The organism is Erwinia sp. Leaf53 (genome assembly GCF_001422605.1).
GTDB lineage: Bacteria > Pseudomonadota > Gammaproteobacteria > Enterobacterales > Enterobacteriaceae > Erwinia.
In genome coordinates, this window is the sequence record NZ_LMLK01000022.1 from 132,815 (window position 1) to 153,967 (window position 21,153).

Here is a 21,153-nt window from a genome sequence, read left to right on the forward strand (position 1 = left end):
TTATTGCTCCTGTGCGATAGAGGCCGGCTGAGGCTGGCGGCTGCGGTTCAGTAACACCATCAGCACCGCTGACAGCAACATGAATCCGCCGACCACAAACATCGGCACGGTATAACTGTGGGTGGCGTCGTGCAGCGCGCCGGTGATATAGCCCGCCGAGAAGCCGGCCACGTTGCCCAGGGTGTTGATCAGGGCAATGGCGGCGGCGGCGGAAGCACCGGTCAGGAACTGCGTCGGCAGCGTCCAGAAGTTCGGCAGCGCGGCAAAGATTGAGCTGGCGGTGATCGCAATCACCAGAATGGTGGTAAACGGTGAGTCCATGTACAGCGCCAACGGCACGCTGACTGCGCCGGTCAGCGCCGGCAGCGCGATATGCCAGGTTTTGCAGCCGCGACGCGAGGCGTCGCGTGACCAGAAGAACATCACAACCGCGGCAATCAGGTACGGCACGCCGGTCACCAGCCCTTTTTCCATCACGTTAAAGGTGGTGCCGAACTGCTGCTGGAAGCCGCCGATGATGGTCGGCAGGAAGAAGGCCAGCGCGTACAGGCCGTAGATAAAGCCGAAGTAGATCAGGCACAGCACCCAGACGCGGCCCTGGCCGATCACCGAACGCACGCCCTGATGGCCTTTGTGCTGTTTGGCGTTGTGCTCCGCCTCCAGTTCGCGGCTCAGCCACTCTTTCTCATCACTGGTCAGCCACTTCGCCTGGCGCGGTGAGTCCACCAGCCAGAACAGCGCCACGATACCGATGATAATCGCCGGCAGGGAAACGCCCATAAACATCACGCGCCAGCCTTCGAGTCCGAACAGGCCGTGCTGCTCAATAAAGGCGGCGGCCAGCGGCGCACCAAACACCACGGTCAGCGGCTGAGCAAGGTAGAACAGCGACAGGATCTTGCTGCGGTGGCGTGCCGGAACCCACATGCTCAGGTAGAGGATCGCGCCCGGGAAGAAGCCGGCTTCGGCGATACCCAGCAACACGCGCAGCGTGTAGAGCCCCTCCACGCTGCTCACCCAGGTGAACAGCAGCGACACGATGCCCCAGCTGATCATGATGCGCGCCAGCCAGCGGCGTGCGCCGAAGCGGTGCAGCGCCATGTTGCTCGGCACTTCCAGCAGGATATAGCCGATGAAGAAGATGCCGGAGGCCAGCCCGAACTGTACGGCGCTCAGGCCGAGATCCTGGGTCATGCCGTTCGGTCCGGCGAAGGAGATCGCCGTACGGTCGAGGAAGTTGATAAAGAACATCAGGGCGACAAACGGTACCAGACGCCAGGAGATCTTACGGATGGCGGATTTTTCCACCGCGGTCATAGCTTGCTGAGTCATAACGCACCTCCATTCAGGGCGCGACGAGAGGGTATTGATGGTGTTGGCAACGCTTGCGCATTGTCGGTGCAGGTAGTCAGAGCCGGAATCAGGTAACGCATGTTCGAGTCCTCAACGGGTCTTTTGATCATTGATATTGTTATGCGAACAAATGAACACTACACGGATAAATGCTCGTTACTCAAGCGCAGCATTCAAAACTGTGAGCAGGCTCAAATGAATGAAATTTTGCGTTCATACGCCGATAAATGGCGCGCACCGCGGCACGGCGGGGCCAGAACGGCGAATGGCGACGGGCTACCGCCCGGCAACACAAAAAAACAAATGATTATCCATTGAACATATGAACGATTTTATGGCAGGCTTACCGATAACAGCTTTAGCCTGCATGCGATGCAGGTACAACGCCTAACCTGCAGGAGAGTTCACCCGATGAAAACCATTGCGATTGGTGCCGACGATGCGGCAATTGAGTTCAAAAACCTGATCAAACGTCATCTGGAAGAGAAACAGTACGAGGTGCTGGATTACAGCAACGATGCGCAGAACGACCGCCCGATGTACCCGGACGTGGCCTGGGCGCTGGCCAGTGCGATTAAGGACGGCACCCACGATCGCGGTATCCTGCTGTGCGGCACCGGCATCGGCGTGGCTATCGTGGCGAACAAAGTGCCGGGCGTGCGCGCGGCGCAGTGCCACGACACCTTTTCCGCCGAGCGGGCGCGTAAAAGTAACAATGCGCAGGTGATGACCATGGGTGCGCGGGTGATTGGCCCGGAGCTGGCGAAAAATATCGTCAACGCCTGGCTGGCGTCTGAATTTGAGGGCGGCGGCTCTACCGCCAAGGTCGAGAAGATCGCCTTCTACGAGCAGCACGCGCCGGACGCATAAACGAGGCTGCCGGCCGGGCACGGCGCTCTGTTTCCCACGGCACGCCCGGCAGTCACACCGCGAATTTACCGTTCGTTACGGCATACGCCCTGACGGCTCTCCCGTCGGAGAGTTGAATTAACGTGGCCTGTCGCAATGACCTGTCACCCCCCATCCCGTCATTGCTCGTCGTGGTAATCTCTTCTTCACGCGCGATCAGGTCAGATCAGTTCATCTGGCGTAAAATGTATAATCACCTTAAGAACTCCCCCCGGTATCAACCGCCAGCATGGCTGATGACAGGTCGCTGGTGCGCGGTTGGTGAGACATTCTCCTCAGGATACCCAGCCCCCTATGAAACCCAGGAAAGTGTTCTTCGAGCAACGAGGATTAACCCTGTACGATAAGCTCTGTTATTTTTTCAGCGGGGGGAGTTATGAGAAAAAACTTCGCCTGACGCTGTTACTGGCCGGAATATTTACCTTCTTAATTGGTATGTATCTGCTCCATCTGAGCGCCATTTCAGGCAGCCGCCGTCTGATCGCCCTCTACCTTTTTTCTTCCGGTTTCGGGTTTTATGTCCTGTGTACGGCATTTTTGAATCCCCTGCGTATTAACCTGCTGATCGTCACCCACGGTTTACTGCTGATCCTGTTCTTAATGTATTTTGTCGATAACGAGCATGAAACTGACGCAAACTATAACTACCTGATTGCCCTGACCGTCGGCGCGTCGCTGGCGCTGCGCCACGAAGACCGCTACCTGAGCCTGGCGTTCCCGCTGCTGTGCTTCAGCTGTTATCTGTTTTTTGTCACCACCGGGGCAGAACTCGGCCAGCAGGGCCTGCAGATTGCCTTTCTCACCTCGCCGGCCTTTTACTACGTTAACAGTATTCTGCCGATGCTGGCGCTGCTGCTGACCATCTTCGTCTACCGCGGCGACTATTCGGAGGCCAAGCTGATCAAACGGGACCTGGCCGGCGCCATCGAACGAAATCAGTTTGAGCTGTTCTATCAACCGCAGGTGGACACCGCCAGACGGGTGACCGGCGTTGAAGTGTTGCTGCGCTGGCATCACCCGCGTAAAGGCTTTATCCCGCCGGATATCTTTATTCCCATCGCGGAAAAAAGCGGTTTAATCATCGTCATTGGCCGCTGGGTAATAGAGCACACGCTGGCGCAGATGGTGCTGTGGCAGCAACATCCGCCGATGCGCGATCTCTGCGTGTCGATCAATATCAGCCCGATGCAGATGATTGAAGAGAGTTTTATCAGTGAAACCGAAGCGCTGCTGAAACGTTATCCGGTTAATCCTGAAAGGGTGAAATTCGAAATCACCGAAAGCACCTTTATTTATAATGAAAAGCGCATCAACCAGATCATCAACCATTTCACGGCGCTGGGCGTGAAGTGGGCGATCGATGATTTCGGCTCCGGCTTCTCCTCGTTAAAGTCGCTGACCACCTTTCCGGTGCATGACGTTAAGATGGATAAGTCACTGGTGATGGATCTCTCTTCTAACCCGTCAGCGGCGGTGGTCGTGGACAAAATTATCGAGCTGTCCAGTACCATCAACATCAATACCCTGGCCGAGGGGATTGAGACCGAGGAGCAGTTTGAGCGGTTGAAAAAAATGGGCTGCCGCTACTTCCAGGGCTATCTGTTTTCAAAACCGGTTAATGCCGCAGACGTTGTGCACTACATCACCCTGCAGGCACCACCGGTGCCTTGTGTCGGGGCAGCCGGCCCGGTTTAGCCCGCCAGCACATCATCTGTCTGCCGGCGGTAGAGAGCCCTCCGGCTATTGCCGCCCTCTGCAAACCGGCTGCTGCCTTGTTGCCAGCCGGTAATACACCAGTGAGGTCAGCCCCAGGCTGACGATCCACGAGATATCTGCCCCGCCCAGCCAGGTTGCCAGCGGTCCGGTATAAAGCGCCTGGCTGAGAAACGGCACCTGCACCACGATGCCAGACAGGTAGCAGCCGATCGCCACGCCGTTCCAGCTGCCGTAGCGCCCGTTAACGTCGTACAGCGCCGGAATATCGACCCGTTCGTGCGAAATCAGGTAGTAGTCGACCAGGTTGATCGCGCTCCACGGCACAAACACCGCCAGCAGCAGCAGCACGAAGTTCTTAAAAAACTTCAGAAAGTCGGCGCTGGCGTACAGTGCGATCAGCAGCGACAGCAGGATGAAACCAAGAATATACGCGGCGCGCGCCAGCCCGGAGATCGCCTGCCCGCGGCGAAACGCGCTGACCACCGTCAGCGCCGACATAAAGCCGCCGTAGGCGTTCAGGCAGTTCACCGTCAGCTTGCCGGTGACGATCGCCACGTAGATCACCGCGGCCAGCCCCGGTGCGGCCAGCCCGCCGAGGAAGCCAACCTGATCGCTGAGGAAGTGCCCGCCGCAGGCGGCCACCAGCACGCCAAAGGTCATCGCCAGCTGCGCGCCGGTGACGCTGCCGAGCAGGGTCGGCCAGAATACCGCCGCGCGCGGCGTGTCGGCGGGCAGATAGCGGGAATAGTCGGCCACATACGGGGCAAAGGTCATCTGCCAGCCTGCCGCCAGCGCCACGGCCAGCAGCAGCGTCGGTAGCGTAAAGGGTTTTTGCCCGAACGCCGCCGCCACGTCGTACTGCGCAAACAGCTGCCAGGCCAGGTAGCCAAAGCCAATAATGGCGACGACGCTGGCGATGCGCCCCACCACGTGAATCAGCCGGTAGCCGACGATGGCAATCACCGCGGTCAGCGCGCCGAAAACGATCATGCCGGTCTGCGGCGCACTAAAGCCAAACAGCCTGTTGATCGCCTGGCCGGAGAGCACCGTGCCGGTAGCGGCAAAGCCGAGGTACATAATAATTACCAGCAGCAGAGGCAGCGCCGCACCGCGCACCCCAAACTGGGCGCGGCTGGTGATCATCTGCGGCAGGCCGGTACCGGGCCCCTGTGCCGCGTGCAGCGCCATCACGATGCCGCCGAGCAGGTTGCCGATTAACAGGCCGATGATTGCGGTCAGCGCCTCTGCGCCAAACACGATCGCCAGCGCGCCGTCAACCACCGCGGTGATCTGCAGGTTGGCGCCGAACCACAGGGTAAACTGGCTGGCGGGCGCGCCGTGCCGCTGGGTCAGCGGGATTGGATCGATGGTATGGGTTTCAATCAGTGGAGACGATGCACGGGATTCGGTTGAAGAGATCATTTACAGCCTCTCTCAGCGTTAATAACAGTGGCAACACGGGCGATCTGCGATAGCAGCGAACGGTGAGGAAAGAGGGCCTGATTCATTAAACACTCCTGGTAAGACTGGGAACGGCAAACCGTCAGTAACGACGCGCGACATATGTGTCATGTCATGTATATACAACTACATCGCAGGCAATACACCAGCAAGGGCGTAAAGTTGTGACCCGGTTAATGTTGTAGCTTTGTTAAGTAACTTGTCATGACATGTACAGTCAGGATTAGCAAGGTTTGTGCCAGACCGGCTAAAGGCACGCGTGCCGTGATGCCCGACGGCGGATCTCAAGCCAGCGGCCAGGTGAGAAGCAGAACAGTTGCACCGTTTTAGCGCGACCCGCACTGACGGCTTGCGTACTCAGGCAATGGCCTGGGGTGAACAGGCAACGGCCTGGGGTGAACAGGCCGGCCAGATCGGTGCTGAAGTTAAGACGAGGGACGCAGAAAGGGCCAGCCGCGTTATGACGCGCCGGCAAACTTACCCGGCAATCAGTAAGCGCGCGGTCGGATAGTCGGTGATCAGCACGTTAAGGTAGCCGCCCTGCAGCGCACCCTGGATAGCGGCGGCCTTCTGGCGGCCACCGGCCAGCGCCACCACGTGCGGGCAGTGCTTCAGCTGTTCCAGCTTGATGCCCACCGCCGGATCCTCCGAGGTTTGCAGCACCGGCTGGCCTGCGGCATCGTAGTAGTGCAGGCAGATATCCCCTACCGCGCCCCGCGCCGCCAGCCGATCGAGCATACCCTTATCGTAGTAGTTGCCGGAGTAACGCAGCAGCTGTGACGGCTCCATATCGCCGATACCCACCAGCGCCAGGGTGACGTCGTTAAACTTCTCCAGCACCTGGCGCACGTCGCTGTCGGCCTCCAGCAGATCGCGGCTGTCCACCGATCCTTCCAGCGACTGCGCGGGCAGCAGCCACGCTTTACAGCTGAGCATATCGGCCAGCCCCTGAGTGAGCATTGTCGCCTGCGCATTACCGTTAACGCCCACGCCGCCCAGCAGCTGGATCACCCCGGCCGCCTGCACGGTGAGCGGATGCAGTTCACTGACCATCGCTTTGATGGTGCTGCTCCAGGAGGAGACGCCGACCAGCTCATGCGGGCGCAGGCGCGTCTCCAGATAGTGGGCGGCGGCGGCACCGATCGCCTGACGCACCGCGCCGCCCTCTTCATCTTCCGGCACGTCGACAATAATCGCCTGCTGCAGGCCATAACGCTGCTCGATGCCGCGCTCCAGCTCGGAGAAGACGTTGGGCGGCTGCACCACGCTGATTTTAACGATGCCTTCCTTGACGCTGCGGTTAAGCGCGCGCGAAACAAACGACTGCGACAGGTTCAGCGTGCTGGCTATCTCAGTCTGCTTCATGCCTTCGTTATGGTACAGCGTGGCGATTTTCACCATCAGCCGGAGTTCATTTTGCCTGGTCATACGTCCCTTCACGTGGTTAAGCGGGCCGGGGCCCGTTTAGCGGATTATTAACATACTAACCTGAATATATATGCAACTAACGATATAAATGTGATTGAGATCGGACTTTTCGATCGCTGCTCTGGCTCAGTGTGCCAAAAATGAACACAATAGTGAATATTAAGTCTTGATGGAATATATATTCAATCAGGAATGAATCGAAGGGCACGGCGGCAGGTAACAGAGTGGTGTTGCTGACCGACGTACCAGTTAACTCAGTAGTGCCAGAGCAGGATGCAGCAGCTTAAGTACGCTCCGTTGCCATGGCTATACTGTACAACCATTGAATAAATATTCAATAACGAATTTGTATTCAGGAGGGCACCATGAATTCCTACGCACTCGACGTGCAGGACCTTGAGAAAAGAGCCCGGTCGATCCGTCGCCGGATTATTGAACTGAACGCCAACAGCCCGGCGGGCGGGCATACCGGTGCGGACCTCTCTCAGGTGGAGATCCTGACCGCACTCTACTTCCGCCTGCTGAACTGCGCGCCGGATCGTATTAACGATCCCGAGCGTGATATCTACATTCAGTCGAAGGGCCATGCGGCCGGCGGTTATTACTGCGTACTGGCGGAAGCCGGTTATATCCCGGTTGAGTGGCTGCCGACCTATCAGCACGCCGACTCACACCTGCCCGGCCATCCGGTGCGCCATAAGACGCCGGGCGTCGAGCTGAACACCGGCGCGCTGGGCCACGGCCTGCCCGTTGCGGTCGGCCTGGCGCTGGCGGCGAAGAAAGATAACAGCCCGCGCAAAATTTTCGTGGTCACCGGCGACGGTGAGCTGGCAGAAGGCAGTAACTGGGAAGCCGCGCTGGTCGCCGCCCACTACGGCCTGGATAACCTGATTATCATCAACGACAAGAACAAGCTGCAGCTGGCCGGTCACACCCGCGACATTATGAATACCGACCCGCTGGCGGAAAAATGGCAGGCGTTTGGCTTCAACGTCACCGAGTGCCAGGGCAACGTCATGCAGAGCGTGGTGGACACGCTGGAGAACCTGCCGGCCAACGGCAAACCGAACGTGGTGATCGCCAATACCGAAAAAGGTTTTGGCATCTCCTTTATTCAGGGCAAGCCGGAGTGGCATCACCGGGTGCCGAAAGGCGAAGAAGTGCAGCTGGCGCTGGAGGAGCTGAAAGATGAGTGAGAAAAAACACCTGGCCACCGTGATGGTCGAAGCGTTAATCGACGCGGTTAACGACGGCGTGGACGTGGTGCCGGTGGTGGCTGACTCCACCTCTACTGCCAAAATCGGCCCGTTCCTGAAGGCGTTTCCCGGCCGTACCGTTAACGTCGGTATTGCCGAGCAGGTGCTGGTGGGCACCGCCGCCGGCCTGGCGCTGGGCGGTAAAGTCGCCGTTACCTGTAACGCCGCCCCGTTCCTGATTTCCCGCGCTAACGAGCAGATCAAAGTTGACGTCTGCTACAACAACACTAACGTCAAGCTGTTCGGCCTGAACGCCGGGGCCAGCTACGGCCCGCTGGCCAGCACCCACCACAGCACCGACGATATCGCGGTGATGCGCGGCTTCGGCAACATTGAAATTTATGCGCCATCCTGCCCGGCCGAGTGCCGCCAGATTATTGACTATGCGCTGCGCCACACCGGGCCGGTCTACATCCGCCTTGACGGTAAAGACCTGCCGGTGCTGCACGATGAGCAGTATCAGTTCACGCCGGGTAAAATTGACGTGCTGCGCACGGGTAGTGACGTGGCGCTGGTGGCGCTGGGTTCGGCGGTACATGAAGCGGTGGATGCCGCCGCTCAGCTCAGCGAGCTGGGTATTCAGGCCACGGTGGTCTCCGTGTCGTCGGTTCGCCCGTGCGATACCGCCGAACTGGCCCGCGTCATCGGCGACATTCCGCAGGTGATCAGCGTGGAGGAGCACAATATTAACGGCGGCGTCGGCAGCCTGGTGGCCGAAGTTATCGCCGAAAACGGCCTGCGCGCTCGTCTGAAACGACTGGGCGTCACCGACGGCGGTTACGCCATTGCCGGCGACCGTCAGTCCACCCGCGTCGGGCTGGGGATTGATGCCGCCAGCGTGCGTGATACCGCCACCGCGCTGGTGAAGGGTGAGAACCGCGCCTGAAAATGACCGTTGAGTAGCTTAATATTTCAGCACTGCGACGTCTGAGCATGAAACCCCGCCATCAAGGTTGCGGGGTTTTTTATTGTCCGGATCGGAAGAACGGGAGCCGGAGCATGTTGCAGCGGACTGCGTGAGCTGAATCTTTGCAGGCCGCATAGCGGATACTGATGATGTAATTTTACAGCAGGCCTGCCGCCAGCGTCCGGTTACGGCTTCCTGAAGCTCTGCGTATTGAGGAAATTCCCTGTGCTGATTTTTCTGTATACGATAGCGATCACAGCCGCTTAAAATGATTACTGTAAAGTAACTTTACGCGCAATTTTCCCTGCAAAAAGGCGTGACGTCGCGCGGTTGATCCTGCCTGTGGCCGTGTTCAGGCCGCGACGAAAGATAGTCTGCGCACTGATAACTGGCTGAATGTAGAAATAATGATGAAAAAAAACCGCCGCGAAACCAAAGGCGAACGCACCCGTGAACGGCTGCTTACCGTAGCGGCAAAGCTGTTTGCCGAACACAGCTTCCACGGCACCCGCATCAGCGACATCGTGAAGGCCGCTGGCGTAACACAGCCCAGTTTTTACAGTTATTTCAGCACCAAAGAGGTGATTTATCAGGAACTGGTTTCGCGCTTTGACGCTGAACTGGAGGAGCTGGTGGTCTCCATGCTGATTGACGCGTCGCTGCCAAAGGAGGACGTGCAAAAAAACATCATTAACAGCTTTCATCGCTATCTGGAGTTCTTCACCACCCACCGCCACCTGACCCGCATCAGCCTGTTCCAGCAGCCGCAGGGGGAGGCTACCCGCAATAACCTGCTGAAGTGGATTTCACGCAATATGCGGCTGGAGCAGGAGCGTGGATTTTTCAGCACGGACATCTCTACCGCGGTGCTGGCCGCCTGCTATCTTGGCGTGCTGATCCAGACGCTGCTGGAAGATCCGGCTGAAGCGGCGCTGGCGGCGATTGCACAGGAACGCGGAAAATTTCTCTATGGCGGGCTGACCTTCTGAGGCGACTCCCGTCCGGGGTGGGAAAAGTTGCCGGATTCCCGACCACCTTCCCATTTGATATCACCGGGTATTTCTGTGATCCTGCCTGAGCGAAGTTTTTTTTTATTATTCCTTCCCGGTTAACCGCAGTCATTTTTATTAACGCTTTCACGCAAAGCGTTAAACTTCCATTTAGTAATGACATCTGCTTTCAGTACATTAACGTCTAATGTATCAAATTTCTTAAGATCGTCATCCCGGAGAAGTACTCCTTTATGGCGCAAGCCACAGAATGCGTACATTTTACTCTCCGGGGTAGATGCACGATCGGAAAGGATAATTTCAAAGATCCTGACTGCGTTTTCGCTGGAAAGTGCTTCTTCGTATAGTTTTTGCTGTGCCATAATTTTCGGATAAAATCCGTTATAGCCCATTGAGAAAACACTGACTTTGCTCAGGTCACTTTCCATGTTCGCCGCAAAGCATTTCACGCACAGAAAGATCGCTATCAGGAAAAAAAGCGCTGGATTGCTCATACCCTCTCCGTAGAATCATAAATAATTCAGGACTGCAAAAAACGTATCAACAGCAGCACGCTTTTTCAAAAAAATATGTGTCTTTAAGCATCACCGGAGAAAAAAATTATTTCACATGAATTCCCATATCGCTGCCGTGCTGATAGCGCGATATGGAAATTCCCTCAGAAAAACCTGTACTGCAGGTTCAGAATGTTTTGGATGAAGAGAGTCAGATGTCGAATCAACCCTCTGCCACCTTGATTAATTAAAAGTACTTTTCCACTAAAGCCCAGAGAATTGCGGTGGTTTCCCCATCCATACAGCCGCAGTAGTTCGATGGCCGGAAATGCAGCTGAAACGCCCTGATCAGGTTCTGATAACCTGCCGGAGTGGTTGCCCCCGAGGTGTCATAACCATATTTCTGCAGCTTTGCGATAATATCTGCCTGCTGCGGCAGCGTATTGCAGAACTGCGTCTGATACTTCTGTTTCGTGGCATCGTCGTACCAGGCACCGACTCCCGCATCATAAAGCGCTTTCCACGGAAAGAGCGCCCCCGGATCGCTCTTTCTGCCGGGCGCGATATCGCTGTGGCCGACCACGTTAACCGGCGACAGATCCGGATAACGCTGGATAATATTGAGCGCCAGCTGTTTCACCGCCTCAATCTGTTGCGGATTGTAGGGTGGGAAAGTGAACACGCCGTTATTTTCCGTTGCCAGATTGACAATCTCAATACCAATTGAGGTGTCGTTAAGGTTTCTGCGCCCTGCCCAGCTGCTGACCCCGGCGTGCCATGCCCGTTCGTTCTCATCGACCAGATTGAAAATCTTCAGCGTTTTATAACCGGCAGCGATCCAGGTCGCTTCCGAGGGATCGGGGATCAGATAGTGCACGCTGGTTGCCTTACCCGTCAGGCTGGTGACGGAATCGCGAAAGTTTTCCGCCGTATAGTGCAGAACCAGAAAACGCACCCGACGGTTAAAGCCGGCTATTGAGCGATAAGTATTGTAGTCAATGGTATACATAACTTACTCCTTGTTGAGTTAATGCTTTTTTATCCTGCTCGTTAAGTTTATGCGTTACAACACACAATGTTTTAATTTATGTATCATGACGTAACGTAAAATACTGGCGATCGGACCGCTGCCATACTTTATAGCCCTTTTGATTTCAGACGCGCCATATGGTCAACAAACAGTTTAACCGGGTCAGTGCTGCAGGTAACAACGCCGGCAATTTGATTAACGGCATCCATATGATCCATGGAATAGTCTGAGCGGATAACTTTACCGAGGTGCGTGCTGTAGCGCCCAACCAGGCCATCGTTCTGAGCGTGTTCTTTGGTGAAGAAAAATGAGAGCGCAACCAGTGCAATATGTATCGGATCAATATTATTAAGACCCTGTTCAAATGGGTTGTAATCTATCACCCCACCCCAGGAATAATAATAGACGCCATTCTCAAATTCCTGACCCTCACCACCGAATTTCGCGGGTAAGCCCTGCGGGTATCTGGCATTAAATCTGGCCACCCCTTCAGTGGTGAGTGCATCAAGCGCCGCCACACTGTCCTGGGGTAAACAAGGGTGACCGGTGATGACAGACAATACCGAACCCAGCGCATTCATCACCGCACTGACAATGACTTCAGGAAGGTGGCCGGGTTTGACCGCCAGACGAACCAGACCGGCGATCTCTGAACCAAAGTTGACGCCACATACTGACGTAACCGATGCCGTCAGTTGCGGATGGGTTGCAGCAACATAGCGGCTGGTCAGAGCGCCTTGGCTGTGACCTATCAGATTGACTTTTTTGCACCGGTTTTCTGGAGCACCTGTTTTACAAATTGTAGCAGTTGCTCACCGCGTACTTCATTACTGTTCTCAGCGGATAAAGAGGCAGTAAATACCGTAGCACCTGCCTTTTCTAACGCGCTCTGAATACCAAAAAAATAGGGGTAGACTCCGGCGATTTTATTAAAACCATTGAATCCATGAACGAGGATAATCGGGTACTGTAATTTAGTGAATGCTGACATAACTAACCACCTTAGATCGCTAATCTGACTATAAAATCAAATTAGATTTTAAGCACTATGACAATCCAGACATGTAATTGCCGCTGTATAACTTTTGAGCAACAACGACAATATAACAATCACCGGATTTGTTTTTTCATAAAATGCCAAATTTTATGTGTGGTTAGATGAAAAACATTAAAATTAAAGACGAGCGTTTTAAAACAACACAAAAAACTCATTGATTAAATATCAGGCCATCAACAGGTTAAACGCTCTCTTTTTTAAATTTTTACTTTATTCCAGACGCAGGATTCAGAATTTTCAGACCTGCGCCTAATTTCTTTCAGGAACCTCACTGCTGTTCTCTTTCCGCCCGCCGCCCCCGCTGATACGCCGGGTCAGGCCGTGGAATGCTGGCGATCAGGCTGCGGGTGTAGTCGTGCTGCGGCTGGCTGAAGATCGTCCGGGTACTGCCCTGCTCCACTATCCGCCCCTGCTTCAGCACCATCACGGAATGACACAGGCTGTTAATCACGCCGAGATCGTGGCTGATAAACAGGCAGGCAAAGTGGTACTCGTCGTGCAGATCGCGCAACAGCTGCAGGATGCTTTGCTGGATGGAGACGTCCAGCGCCGAGGTCGGTTCATCGGCAATCAGCAGTTGTGGCTTCAGCGCCAGCGCACGGGCGATGGCCACCCGCTGGCACTGACCGCCGGAGATCTCGTGCGGATAGCGCTGCTGCCATCCGGCAGGAAGCCCGACCTGATCCAGCAGCGTAGCCACCCGCTGCGCGACCTCCCGCGCGCTCAGCGAACGGTGGGTGGTAAGCGGCTCGGCAATTGACTGGGCGAGCGTCAGGCGCGGGTTAAGCGAACTCAGCGGGTTCTGGAATACCGCGCCAATCCTGTCGCGGGGGTCGCTGCGTCTCCCGGTAAGCGGCTCACCGTTAAAGCGGATACTGCCACTCTCTGCCGTGGCGGTGCCCAGCAGCGTGCGGCCAATCGTTGTTTTTCCGGAACCGGACTCGCCCAGCAGCCCGAGGAATTCACCTTTATGCAGTGAAAAGGAGACACCGTGCACCACCTCCCGGCGGCGGCCGAAACATTCACGCCAGGCGATCGTCAGATCCCTCACCTCAAGCAGCGGGACCGCATCAGTCAGCGCCGCGCGTGCGTCCGGCCCGTCACTGCCCGGCTGCGCCGCCAGCAGCTGACGCGTATAAGGCTGTTCGGGGGCGGCAAACAGCGCGTCCACCGGCTGCGTTTCCACCACCCTTCCCGCACGCATTACCACCACCCGCTGCGCAATATCGGCGACCACGCCAAGGTCGTGCGTGATCAGCAGAATCGCCATGCGGTACCGCCGGTTCAGACGGTGCAGCAGATCGAGGATTTCGCGCTGGGTGGTGACGTCCAGCGCGGTGGTCGGTTCATCGGCGATCAGCACTGCTGGCCTGCCGGCAAGCGCGATGGCGATCATAATGCGCTGCAGCTGGCCGCCGGAAAACTGGTGGGGGTAGTGCTGCAGCCGCTGCTGCGCATCAGGAATACTCACCTGTTCCAGCAGCATAAGCGCCTGCTGACGGCGCTGAGCGCGTCTGAGCGCGGGCTGCGCCGCCGCCAGCGCCTCATCCAGCTGGCTGCCGATGGTGAAAACCGGATCGAGCCCCGCCGCCGGGTCCTGAAACACCATCGCCACCTCACGGCCGCGCAGCGCGGTGCGCCCGGCGCGGCCAAGGCTTAACAGCTGGCGGCCGTTCAGCCGCAGGCTGCCGCTGACGCGTGCGCTGGCCGGCAGCAGGCCGGGGATCGCCTGGGCCACCGCCGATTTACCGGCACCGGATTCGCCGATCAGCGCCAGAATTTCCCCGGCCGCAAGATCAAAGCTGACGTTATCCACCGCACTGACCCGCCCCCGATCGCCCTGATAGATAATGCTCAGACGTTCAACGCTGAGCAGGGGCTGCGGATCAGACATCACCGGCCAGCCCGTCCTGCAGCCAGCGATCCAGCCGCGGCAGCGTGATGCCGTAGACGCCGAAGCCGCGTTTCAGGTTATCGAGCACCACAAATTCGTCCGGGCCGTGCGGGGAGCCATGCCCGGCGCGGATAAAGTCCGGGCGCAGGTCGGTAGCCTGTCCTTTAAACGTGCCGCCAGCGTGGCGGCTGAAGCCCGGCCCAAAGGTGATCGAGTTGGGCAGCACGCGGGCGTGGGTGGCGCCGCCCATTGAGAAGGGTTCAGAGCGGGTTTGCGCTACCGCGTCGTAGGTGTGCAGCAGCTGCTGTACCAGCGGGCTGTTTTTGTCGATATGCATCGGCGCATCGTCACGCAGCACGCGCAGCGAACCGCCAGTGGCTTCCACTGCCGTGCGCAGGCTGGCCTGCAGCGCGGCGGAGTCGGCCGCCAGCGGGTAGCGGATATCCAGCCAGAGCTCAAAGCCGCCCTCCGCCGGGATCGCCAGCCCGCCATTAAGGGTCAGTTTACCGGTGGCGGCGTCTTCGGCGGCGATCCCCGCGCCCTCTCCCCACGGGTCGGCCAGCAGCTTGCTGACCAGCTGCGCCGCGCGCAGGTCGGCAGGGTCATCCAGCAGCCCCGCGGCAAGCAGCGCGTCCAGCAGCAGCGGAATCGCATTCTGCGTGCCCTCCGGGAAGGCGGCATGGCCGGATTTGCCCTGCGCCACCAGCCGCAGCCCGCCTTCAGCCTCCTCCAGCGTCAGCACCGCACGCTGCGCCTCGCCCAGCGTCGCCAGCGCGGCGCTCACCTGCGCCCGCTGTGCAACCGGGAAGCGCAGCGCAGCGCTGGAAGGGACGGCATTTTCTGCCACCCCTGCGCGCAACCCCGTCAGCAGCGGCCCGGCCGGAATATGCAGCGCCAGGTTCAGCCCGCCTTTCTGCGCATAGTTAACCGGGAAGCCGCCATCGGTGATCAGCGAGAAGCGCGGCAACGTGCCGTGCTGCGCCAGGTAACGGATATCATTCATGCCGATCTCTTCCGCTCCGCCGTAGATAATCCGCAGTTTGTGACTGAGGGTAATCCCGAGGTCGCGGAACGCGCGCAACAGGTAGAGATCAACCAGCGCCGGGCCTTTGTTATCTGACGCGCCACGGCCAATCACAAAACCCTCCTTCTCAAAGGGTTCGAATGGCGCGTACTGCCAGTTATCCCCCGGCGGCACCACGTCGAGATGGGAGACCAGACCGATCTCCGGGACACCTTCGCGATCGTCGGCGTAGATCGATATCGCATAGCCGTCATGGTTTTCAGTGCTGAAACCCAGCGCCTGCGCCCGTGCCAGCACATGGTGAAACACCTCATCCACTGCGGCACCAAAGGGTTTGCCTGGCTGCGCCAGTTTCTCATCAGCAATGCTCGGGTGGGCGACCCACTGCAGCAGGTCCTGCACAAACTCTTCGCGGTGGGCGTCAAACCAGTTGTCCAGTTGTGCCGCCAGGCGGATCTCGTCTTCGCTCAGGTCAGGATCGGTAATATGGCTCATAGCAGACTCCGGTTTTTGAGGTTTATCGCAATGCGATATCGCGGACGGGGGCGGCCGGACGCGGGTTAAGCACCCGGCCAACACCCTCGCCAATCAGATTAATACTGAGGACCATCAGCACGATGGCCAGCCCCGGCGGCACCCACAGCCACCATTCGCCGTCGATCACCCGCAGGCTCTGCGCGGCAGAGAGCATATTGCCCCAAGACGGCTGCGGCTGTCTGACGCCAAGGCCAATAAAGCTCAGCGCCGCTTCGGCGAGAATGGCGTTGGCCACCGCCAGCGTCAGGTTGATCAGTACCGGCGCACAGGCATTTCTCAGCAGATGGCGGAGGATAATGGTCAGCCCCCCCACGCCGATCGCTTTCGCTGCCAGCACATAACCGCTTTCGCGCAGCGCCAGCAGTTCGGCACGCACCAGCCGCGCCAGCCCGGTCCAGTGCAGGATGCCGATAATAAAAATCACGTTCCACAGGCTGGCGCCCAGAATCGCCGCCAGGGTGATGGCCATGGCGTAAAACGGGAAACACATCACGATATCGATCAGCCGCATAATCACGCCGTCCACCCGACCGCCGCAGTACCCGGCCAGGCTGCCCAGCGTGATGCCAATCGCCCCCTGAAACAGCACCGCCGCCAGCGCCACAAAGATCGACACCTGGCCGCCGTACAGCAACCGGGCCAGCACATCGCGGCCAATCTCGTCAGTGCCCAGCCAGTAGACCGCATCAGGCGGTGATTCAATGGCAAACAGGTCGGCTTCATCCGGGTTGTGCCCCGTCAGCCATGGCGCCAGCAACGACAGAGCAACCAGCAGCAGCAGGATCGCCGCCCCGCTGAGAAAAAAGCCGTCGCGCAGCAACGCGGGGCGTGATGCCCGCCCCACCGGCGCAGCGTAGTCAGTTTCAGCGCTCATCGGATCCTTATGCGCGGGTCAACCGCGGCGTAGAGAATATCGGCCAGCAGATTAATCAGCAGCGTGACCACGGCCAGAAACAGCACGATGCCCATCAGCAGCGGATAGTCCCGCGCCTGGATGGCATCAAAACTGAGCCGCCCGACGCCCGGCCAGTTAAAGATGATTTCGGTCAGCAGCGTTGAGGAGAGCAGCGCGGGCAGCTCCAGGCAGAACAGGGTGATCAGCGGTCGGGCGGTGTTTTTAATCAGATGCGGAAAAATCACCCGCCGCAGCGGCAGCCCGCGGGCAAACAGCGCGCGGACAAAAGGCTGGCGGATCATGTCGTCAATCGCCGCACGCAGATAGCGGCTGAAGATGGCGATGTTCGCCACCGCCAGCGCGGCGGCCGGCAGCAACAGGTGACGCAGCACGTCCAGCAGATAGTCAGTGCCGGTCAGGGTGACGCCCAGCGTGGTGGCACCGGAAACCGGCAGCCAGCGCAGGTTCATGGCGAACAGCTTGACCAGCAGAATGGCGGTGAAGAACACCGGGATAGAGACGGTAATAAAGTAGTACAGCGCCACCAGCCGGTCGGTTTTACCGCCGCGCGCAAGGCCGATCCACACCCCGAGCGGCCAGGCAATCAGCAGGGCGATCATCAGCGAGCCGCCGGCCAGCAGAAAGGTGTTGCTCAGCCGTTCCGCGATCAGCGTCAGTACCGCCACGCCGTTCTGCGTCGAGTGGCCGAGGTCGCCCTGCAGCACCTGCAGCGCCCAGCGGCCGTACTGCTGCCACAGCGGATCGCGGTAGCCCGCCGCGCGCATCATCTCCTCTTTCTGCTGCGGCGTGGTTTCCGGCGAAATCATGCCGGCCAGTGGGTCACCGGGCTGCAGTTTGATCAGGAAAAAGACGATCAGGGAAATACCGACCAGCACCGGCACCGAGATCAGCAACCGGTGGAAGAGATAACGCAGCATCGCAGGTTCCGTATTCCGTAAATAAATAACCGCTTCCCGCCCGTCAGCGCGGGAAGTGCACAGGCTTAAGGTTGAACCGTCCAGCTGCTGACGTCAGCAAAAGGTTCATAAGCCCAGGAGTGATAATGCGTCACCCGTTTACTCAGCACGTAGCCCTCGTTGGGAATATAAAGCCAGACGTGCGGCACTTCGGTATTAATGTCCCGCAGCCAGCCGCCGACGCTGGTTTTTAACGCCGCCGGGTCGATGGTCGAATTAAATTCATCCGCGAACTTATCCAGCTGCGGTGATTTAAACCGTTCCCACCAGAAATTATTATCGTAAACGCCAGGACGGAACGTCCCCCCCATCAGCAGGCCGTCGTATTTCCGCTGGCCGTCCTGCAGGATCGACAGGGTGGCGTTAAAGTCTGCGGCGTTCAGCACCACGTTAATGCCTGCCGCCTTCAGGTTCTGCTGAATAATCGGTGCCGTGAGTTCGCGGGTGCGGTTGCCGGTCGGGTAATCGATAGTCAGGGTAAACGGCTTACCGTCTTTTTCGACGATGCCGTCCCCGTTGCTGTCCACCCAGCCCGCTTCTTTCAGCAGCGCTTTTGCTTTTTGCGGGTCGTAGGCATACGGGTTTAAGCCTGACGGATAGAACGGGCTCTGCGGACTCTCTTTGGTGTTAAACACCTGACCGTGACCGGCCAGCAGCTTGTCGACGATCGCCTGGCGGTTAATGCCATACGCCAGCGCCTGGCGCACACGGCGGTCCTGCAGCTTGCCGTTAGTGGTGTCCAGCGACAGATACTGGGCGGTGGTGCCGCGCTGCTCCTCGACGCGGATGCCGGCCTTCTGGTAAGCGGCCAGATCGCGCGGATTCCAGCTGGAGAGCTCGGCGATATCAATATCGCCGTTGATGATTTCATTCTGCACCGTCTGCGCGCTGGATACTTTGAAAATCAGCGTCTTCACTCTGGCTTTGTCGCCAAAGTAGTCGTCATTACGCTCCAGCTTAACGTACCGATCGGAGATAAATTCAACGAATTTATAAGGTCCGCTGCCGACCGGATGGCGCAGCAGCTGGCTGGCTTTGTTCCACTCTTTAACCGGCACCTTCTGCCAGATATGTTTTGCCAGCACCGGCTTATCGGCAAAGTGTGCCAGCGCACCGGAGTAAGGGGCGGTAAAGGTGAAGCTGACGGTTAGCGGATCGATCACCTTAATCCCGGACGGCGCCTGCGCTTTACCGCTATCAACGTCGTCAAACCCTGCCAGGCGCTTAACAAAATCCGGGCGATCGCGCGGAAAGTCCGGCGAGGCTTCGCTGGCGTAGGTAAAGGCGACGTCTTCGGCGGTCAGCGGCTGGCCGTCGTGCCATTTGACGCCAGGGCGCAGATGCAGGGTCAGCGTTTTACCGTCGGCAGAATAATCATATTTTTCCACCAGCGACGGCACCGGCTTCTGCTGCGGATCCAGGATAAACAGGCGGCTGTATACGGTGAAAATGACGGCGCGGTCATAATTAGAAAAATAGAGCGTGGGATGAAACGTACCGTTGGGATTACTCCAGATGGCGTAACGTAATACGCTGTTATCCTCCGCCGCCGCAACGGTGATGGCACTTATGCCAAATACCGCCAGCGCGGCAGCCTTAATTAACGCTTTCATCCCTACTCCCGATTATCTTTAGTATACAGTTGCGCATGAGCCAGCAGGCGCAAATTTCTCTGGCTGCCCGAGGAATTAACTCAGAAAAAAGAGGTAAGGCCGCACAATAATTGAAGCGGGAGGGAGTGACAAATGCTTAAAGCGCAAAACAATTGCCGGTAATTTCACGTGAATGATTTAACCGGCAGTGGCCGACCAAACCTGAATAACCCGCACCGCAGCTCTGGCGGGTAACTGCCGCGTATCGGTTCAGGGGGCGTCACCGGTCAGGAGGCGGTTGTCATTTTTTGCATATCGACTGCCGGATTGCTTATTTCCCCTGCGCCGACGGTCAGGACACACTCCATCGCAGGTCGCTCCCGGCCCGGTGGAGCACAGGCGAATACAAGGACTGCGTGGTTACTTTTATGGCAAAACTGGCAATTTCACATATCGCATTTCTCACCCCCGGCAATTACCCGGATGAAACGCCGCTGCAGGGGCTGGAGGAGACGCTGCAGCTGTTCGAACTGGGCGAGGCGCTCGGGTTTAACGGGGCCTGGGTGCGCCAGCGCCACCTCGAGCACGGCGTGTCGTCGGCCAGCACCTTCCTCGCCGCCGCCAGCCAGCGCACCCGGCGCATAGAACTGGGTACCGCGGTGATCCAGATGGGCTATGAGAATCCGTTCCGGCTGGCGGAAGATCTGCTGACCGTTGACGTCCTCTCCGGCGGGCGGCTGAACGCCGGCCTGAGCGCCGGTAAGCCTAACCATCTGGAGCTTATCGGGCCGTCGGTGTTCTTTGATGACTGGCAGCAGCAGGACTATTCGTATGGTCGCGTTAAGCAGCTGCAGGACAATCTGCGCGGCCACTATCTCGGCCCGGAGGGGGAAACTATCGTTTCGCCGGGCAACCAGCAGCGTCCGCGCCTGCACCCGCAGTCGCCGGGGCTGGCGGACAGGCTGTGGTACGGCGGCGGCTCGCTGCGTTCGGTCAGCTGGGCGGCGGCCAACGGCTTTAACCTGCTGATCGGCAACCTCACCTCCGGTGAAAATACCGATGACTACCACACCGCGCAGCTGGCGCAGCTCAAGGCCTACCGCGAGAACCTGCCCGCCGGCGCACGCCCGCCGCGCATCGCGGCAGGACGGGTGATCGTCCCCACCGACGGTGCCAGCGAGGCCAGCCGCCGCCGTTACGCCGGGTTTGCCGCCAGCCGCCACGCGCGGACGCTCGCCCCGCAGGGCGAACGCCGCACGCTGTTCTCAAAGGATATCGTCGGTAGCGCAGAGGAGATTATCGAACGGCTGGTGAACGATCCGGTGCTGCATCAGGTGGACGAGCTGCGGCTGGAGCTGCCGTATGAGTTCAGCGCGGCGGAGTACCGGCAGATCCTCACCGACTTTGCGACGCTGATCGCGCCAGAACTGGGCTGGCAGGCGCAACGGACGCCACTGACACGTATTGCCTGATATCCTTCACGCCCTGAAGGACGGGGATTCCTGCCGCGTTCAGACCGGAGCCTGCTGCTGACGGCGCAGCTGATAAGTCACAGGTCAGTCAGAAAAACACCCCAGGCTTCGCCGGCAACCGGCTCAGGTCAGGCGTTAAGG

General features: G+C 58.4%; 17 protein-coding genes and 1 pseudogene. 7 read left to right on the top strand and 11 right to left on the bottom strand.

What is annotated here, in order from left to right:
* Complete coding sequence (locus ASF13_RS14400) at nt 1-1,332, bottom strand: MFS transporter (protein WP_056237461.1); 1,332 nt, start codon at nt 1,330-1,332, stop codon at nt 1-3.
* A gap of 99 nt (nt 1,333-1,431) precedes the next feature.
* Here ASF13_RS14400 and ASF13_RS14405 point away from each other — a divergent pair, with 99 nt between their 5' ends.
* From ASF13_RS14405 to ASF13_RS14415, 3 genes are all read left to right on the top strand, one after another.
* Nucleotides 1,432-1,671, top strand: coding sequence for a hypothetical protein (locus tag ASF13_RS14405; RefSeq protein ID WP_056237462.1), 240 nt, complete (start codon nt 1,432-1,434; stop codon nt 1,669-1,671).
* 93 nt (nt 1,672-1,764) lie between these two features.
* Nucleotides 1,765-2,223, top strand: a complete 459-nt coding sequence (gene rpiB, locus ASF13_RS14410) for a ribose 5-phosphate isomerase B (RefSeq protein ID WP_056237465.1) — start codon at nt 1,765-1,767, stop codon at nt 2,221-2,223.
* Nucleotides 2,224-2,556: 333 nt separating this feature from the next.
* Nucleotides 2,557-3,957 carry a bifunctional diguanylate cyclase/phosphodiesterase gene (locus tag ASF13_RS14415; RefSeq protein WP_056237467.1) on the top strand — a complete coding sequence of 467 codons (1,401 nt, stop codon included), beginning with the start codon at nt 2,557-2,559 and terminating at the stop codon, nt 3,955-3,957.
* Nucleotides 3,958-4,002: 45 nt separating this feature from the next.
* Here the strand turns inward: ASF13_RS14415 and ASF13_RS14420 are convergent, their stop codons facing one another.
* Together ASF13_RS14420 and ASF13_RS14425 are read right to left on the bottom strand one after the other, a co-directional pair.
* Nucleotides 4,003-5,400 carry a cytosine permease gene (locus ASF13_RS14420; protein WP_056237471.1) on the bottom strand — a complete coding sequence of 466 codons (1,398 nt, stop codon included), beginning with the start codon at nt 5,398-5,400 and terminating at the stop codon, nt 4,003-4,005.
* A 516-nt stretch (nt 5,401-5,916) separates the two neighbouring features.
* Nucleotides 5,917-6,867 (bottom strand): sugar-binding transcriptional regulator, encoded by a 951-nt coding sequence (locus tag ASF13_RS14425; RefSeq protein WP_056237474.1) that lies wholly within the window; start codon nt 6,865-6,867, stop codon nt 5,917-5,919.
* A gap of 365 nt (nt 6,868-7,232) precedes the next feature.
* Here ASF13_RS14425 and ASF13_RS14430 point away from each other — a divergent pair, with 365 nt between their 5' ends.
* The 3 genes from ASF13_RS14430 (at nt 7,233) to ASF13_RS14440 (ending at nt 10,019) form a co-directional block, all read left to right on the top strand.
* Nucleotides 7,233-8,063, top strand: coding sequence for a transketolase (locus ASF13_RS14430; protein WP_056237476.1), 831 nt, complete (start codon nt 7,233-7,235; stop codon nt 8,061-8,063).
* Nucleotides 8,056-9,009 carry a transketolase family protein gene (locus ASF13_RS14435; RefSeq protein WP_056237479.1) on the top strand — a complete coding sequence of 318 codons (954 nt, stop codon included), beginning with the start codon at nt 8,056-8,058 and terminating at the stop codon, nt 9,007-9,009. Before ASF13_RS14430 ends, ASF13_RS14435 begins: the two co-directional genes overlap by 8 nt.
* Nucleotides 9,010-9,437: 428 nt before the next feature.
* Nucleotides 9,438-10,019 carry a TetR/AcrR family transcriptional regulator gene (locus ASF13_RS14440; protein ID WP_056237481.1) on the top strand — a complete coding sequence of 194 codons (582 nt, stop codon included), beginning with the start codon at nt 9,438-9,440 and terminating at the stop codon, nt 10,017-10,019.
* Between the two features lie 119 nt (nt 10,020-10,138).
* Here ASF13_RS14440 and ASF13_RS14445 read toward each other — a convergent pair whose 3' ends face one another.
* The 8 genes and pseudogenes from ASF13_RS14445 to ASF13_RS14480 form a co-directional block, all read right to left on the bottom strand.
* The gene (locus tag ASF13_RS14445; protein WP_056237483.1) at nt 10,139-10,534 is read right to left on the bottom strand and encodes a hypothetical protein; all 396 of its coding nucleotides are present in this window, start codon (nt 10,532-10,534) and stop codon (nt 10,139-10,141) included.
* 247 nt (nt 10,535-10,781) lie between these two features.
* Nucleotides 10,782-11,543: an N-acetylmuramoyl-L-alanine amidase gene (locus ASF13_RS14450; RefSeq protein WP_056237485.1), complete on the bottom strand. Its 762-nt coding sequence runs from the start codon at nt 11,541-11,543 to the stop codon at nt 10,782-10,784.
* A 128-nt stretch (nt 11,544-11,671) separates the two neighbouring features.
* Nucleotides 11,672-12,555, bottom strand: a pseudogene (locus ASF13_RS25370) (esterase/lipase family protein).
* A gap of 334 nt (nt 12,556-12,889) precedes the next feature.
* Entirely contained in the window at nt 12,890-14,515 is a 1,626-nt protein-coding gene (locus ASF13_RS14460; protein WP_056237487.1) for an ABC transporter ATP-binding protein, read from the bottom strand.
* Nucleotides 14,508-16,034 (bottom strand): Sapep family Mn(2+)-dependent dipeptidase, encoded by a 1,527-nt coding sequence (locus ASF13_RS14465; protein WP_056237490.1) that lies wholly within the window; start codon nt 16,032-16,034, stop codon nt 14,508-14,510. Before ASF13_RS14465 ends, ASF13_RS14460 begins: the two co-directional genes overlap by 8 nt.
* A 22-nt stretch (nt 16,035-16,056) precedes the next feature.
* Entirely contained in the window at nt 16,057-16,950 is an 894-nt protein-coding gene (locus ASF13_RS14470) for an ABC transporter permease (protein ID WP_056237493.1), read from the bottom strand.
* On the bottom strand, nt 16,947-17,909 hold the full coding sequence (locus tag ASF13_RS14475; protein ID WP_056237498.1) for an ABC transporter permease: 963 nt from the start codon (nt 17,907-17,909) through the stop codon (nt 16,947-16,949). The genes ASF13_RS14470 and ASF13_RS14475 overlap by 4 nt, the downstream gene beginning before the upstream one ends.
* 65 nt (nt 17,910-17,974) lie before the next feature.
* The gene (locus tag ASF13_RS14480) at nt 17,975-19,561 is read right to left on the bottom strand and encodes an ABC transporter substrate-binding protein (protein WP_056237500.1); all 1,587 of its coding nucleotides are present in this window, start codon (nt 19,559-19,561) and stop codon (nt 17,975-17,977) included.
* Between the two features lie 407 nt (nt 19,562-19,968).
* Between ASF13_RS14480 and ASF13_RS14485 the strand changes: the two genes are divergently transcribed.
* Nucleotides 19,969-21,012 (top strand): LLM class flavin-dependent oxidoreductase, encoded by a 1,044-nt coding sequence (locus tag ASF13_RS14485; protein ID WP_056237504.1) that lies wholly within the window; start codon nt 19,969-19,971, stop codon nt 21,010-21,012.
* The last annotated feature ends 141 nt before the right edge of the window (nt 21,013-21,153 follow it).

What these genes read in the sequence shown, in the direction of transcription:
- ASF13_RS14400 (WP_056237461.1), bottom strand. Translation starts at nt 1,332, where the DNA reads ATGACTCAGCAAGCTATGACCGCGGTGGAAAAATCCGCCATCCGTAAG.
- ASF13_RS14405 (WP_056237462.1), top strand. Translation starts at nt 1,432, where the DNA reads ATGTTCGAGTCCTCAACGGGTCTTTTGATCATTGATATTGTTATGCGA.
- rpiB (WP_056237465.1), top strand. Translation starts at nt 1,765, where the DNA reads ATGAAAACCATTGCGATTGGTGCCGACGATGCGGCAATTGAGTTCAAA.
- ASF13_RS14415 (WP_056237467.1), top strand. Translation starts at nt 2,557, where the DNA reads ATGAAACCCAGGAAAGTGTTCTTCGAGCAACGAGGATTAACCCTGTAC.
- ASF13_RS14420 (WP_056237471.1), bottom strand. Translation starts at nt 5,400, where the DNA reads ATGATCTCTTCAACCGAATCCCGTGCATCGTCTCCACTGATTGAAACC.
- ASF13_RS14425 (WP_056237474.1), bottom strand. Translation starts at nt 6,867, where the DNA reads ATGACCAGGCAAAATGAACTCCGGCTGATGGTGAAAATCGCCACGCTG.
- ASF13_RS14430 (WP_056237476.1), top strand. Translation starts at nt 7,233, where the DNA reads ATGAATTCCTACGCACTCGACGTGCAGGACCTTGAGAAAAGAGCCCGG.
- ASF13_RS14435 (WP_056237479.1), top strand. Translation starts at nt 8,056, where the DNA reads ATGAGTGAGAAAAAACACCTGGCCACCGTGATGGTCGAAGCGTTAATC.
- ASF13_RS14440 (WP_056237481.1), top strand. Translation starts at nt 9,438, where the DNA reads ATGATGAAAAAAAACCGCCGCGAAACCAAAGGCGAACGCACCCGTGAA.
- ASF13_RS14445 (WP_056237483.1), bottom strand. Translation starts at nt 10,534, where the DNA reads ATGAGCAATCCAGCGCTTTTTTTCCTGATAGCGATCTTTCTGTGCGTG.
- ASF13_RS14450 (WP_056237485.1), bottom strand. Translation starts at nt 11,543, where the DNA reads ATGTATACCATTGACTACAATACTTATCGCTCAATAGCCGGCTTTAAC.
- ASF13_RS14460 (WP_056237487.1), bottom strand. Translation starts at nt 14,515, where the DNA reads ATGTCTGATCCGCAGCCCCTGCTCAGCGTTGAACGTCTGAGCATTATC.
- ASF13_RS14465 (WP_056237490.1), bottom strand. Translation starts at nt 16,034, where the DNA reads ATGAGCCATATTACCGATCCTGACCTGAGCGAAGACGAGATCCGCCTG.
- ASF13_RS14470 (WP_056237493.1), bottom strand. Translation starts at nt 16,950, where the DNA reads ATGAGCGCTGAAACTGACTACGCTGCGCCGGTGGGGCGGGCATCACGC.
- ASF13_RS14475 (WP_056237498.1), bottom strand. Translation starts at nt 17,909, where the DNA reads ATGCTGCGTTATCTCTTCCACCGGTTGCTGATCTCGGTGCCGGTGCTG.
- ASF13_RS14480 (WP_056237500.1), bottom strand. Translation starts at nt 19,561, where the DNA reads ATGAAAGCGTTAATTAAGGCTGCCGCGCTGGCGGTATTTGGCATAAGT.
- ASF13_RS14485 (WP_056237504.1), top strand. Translation starts at nt 19,969, where the DNA reads ATGGCAAAACTGGCAATTTCACATATCGCATTTCTCACCCCCGGCAAT.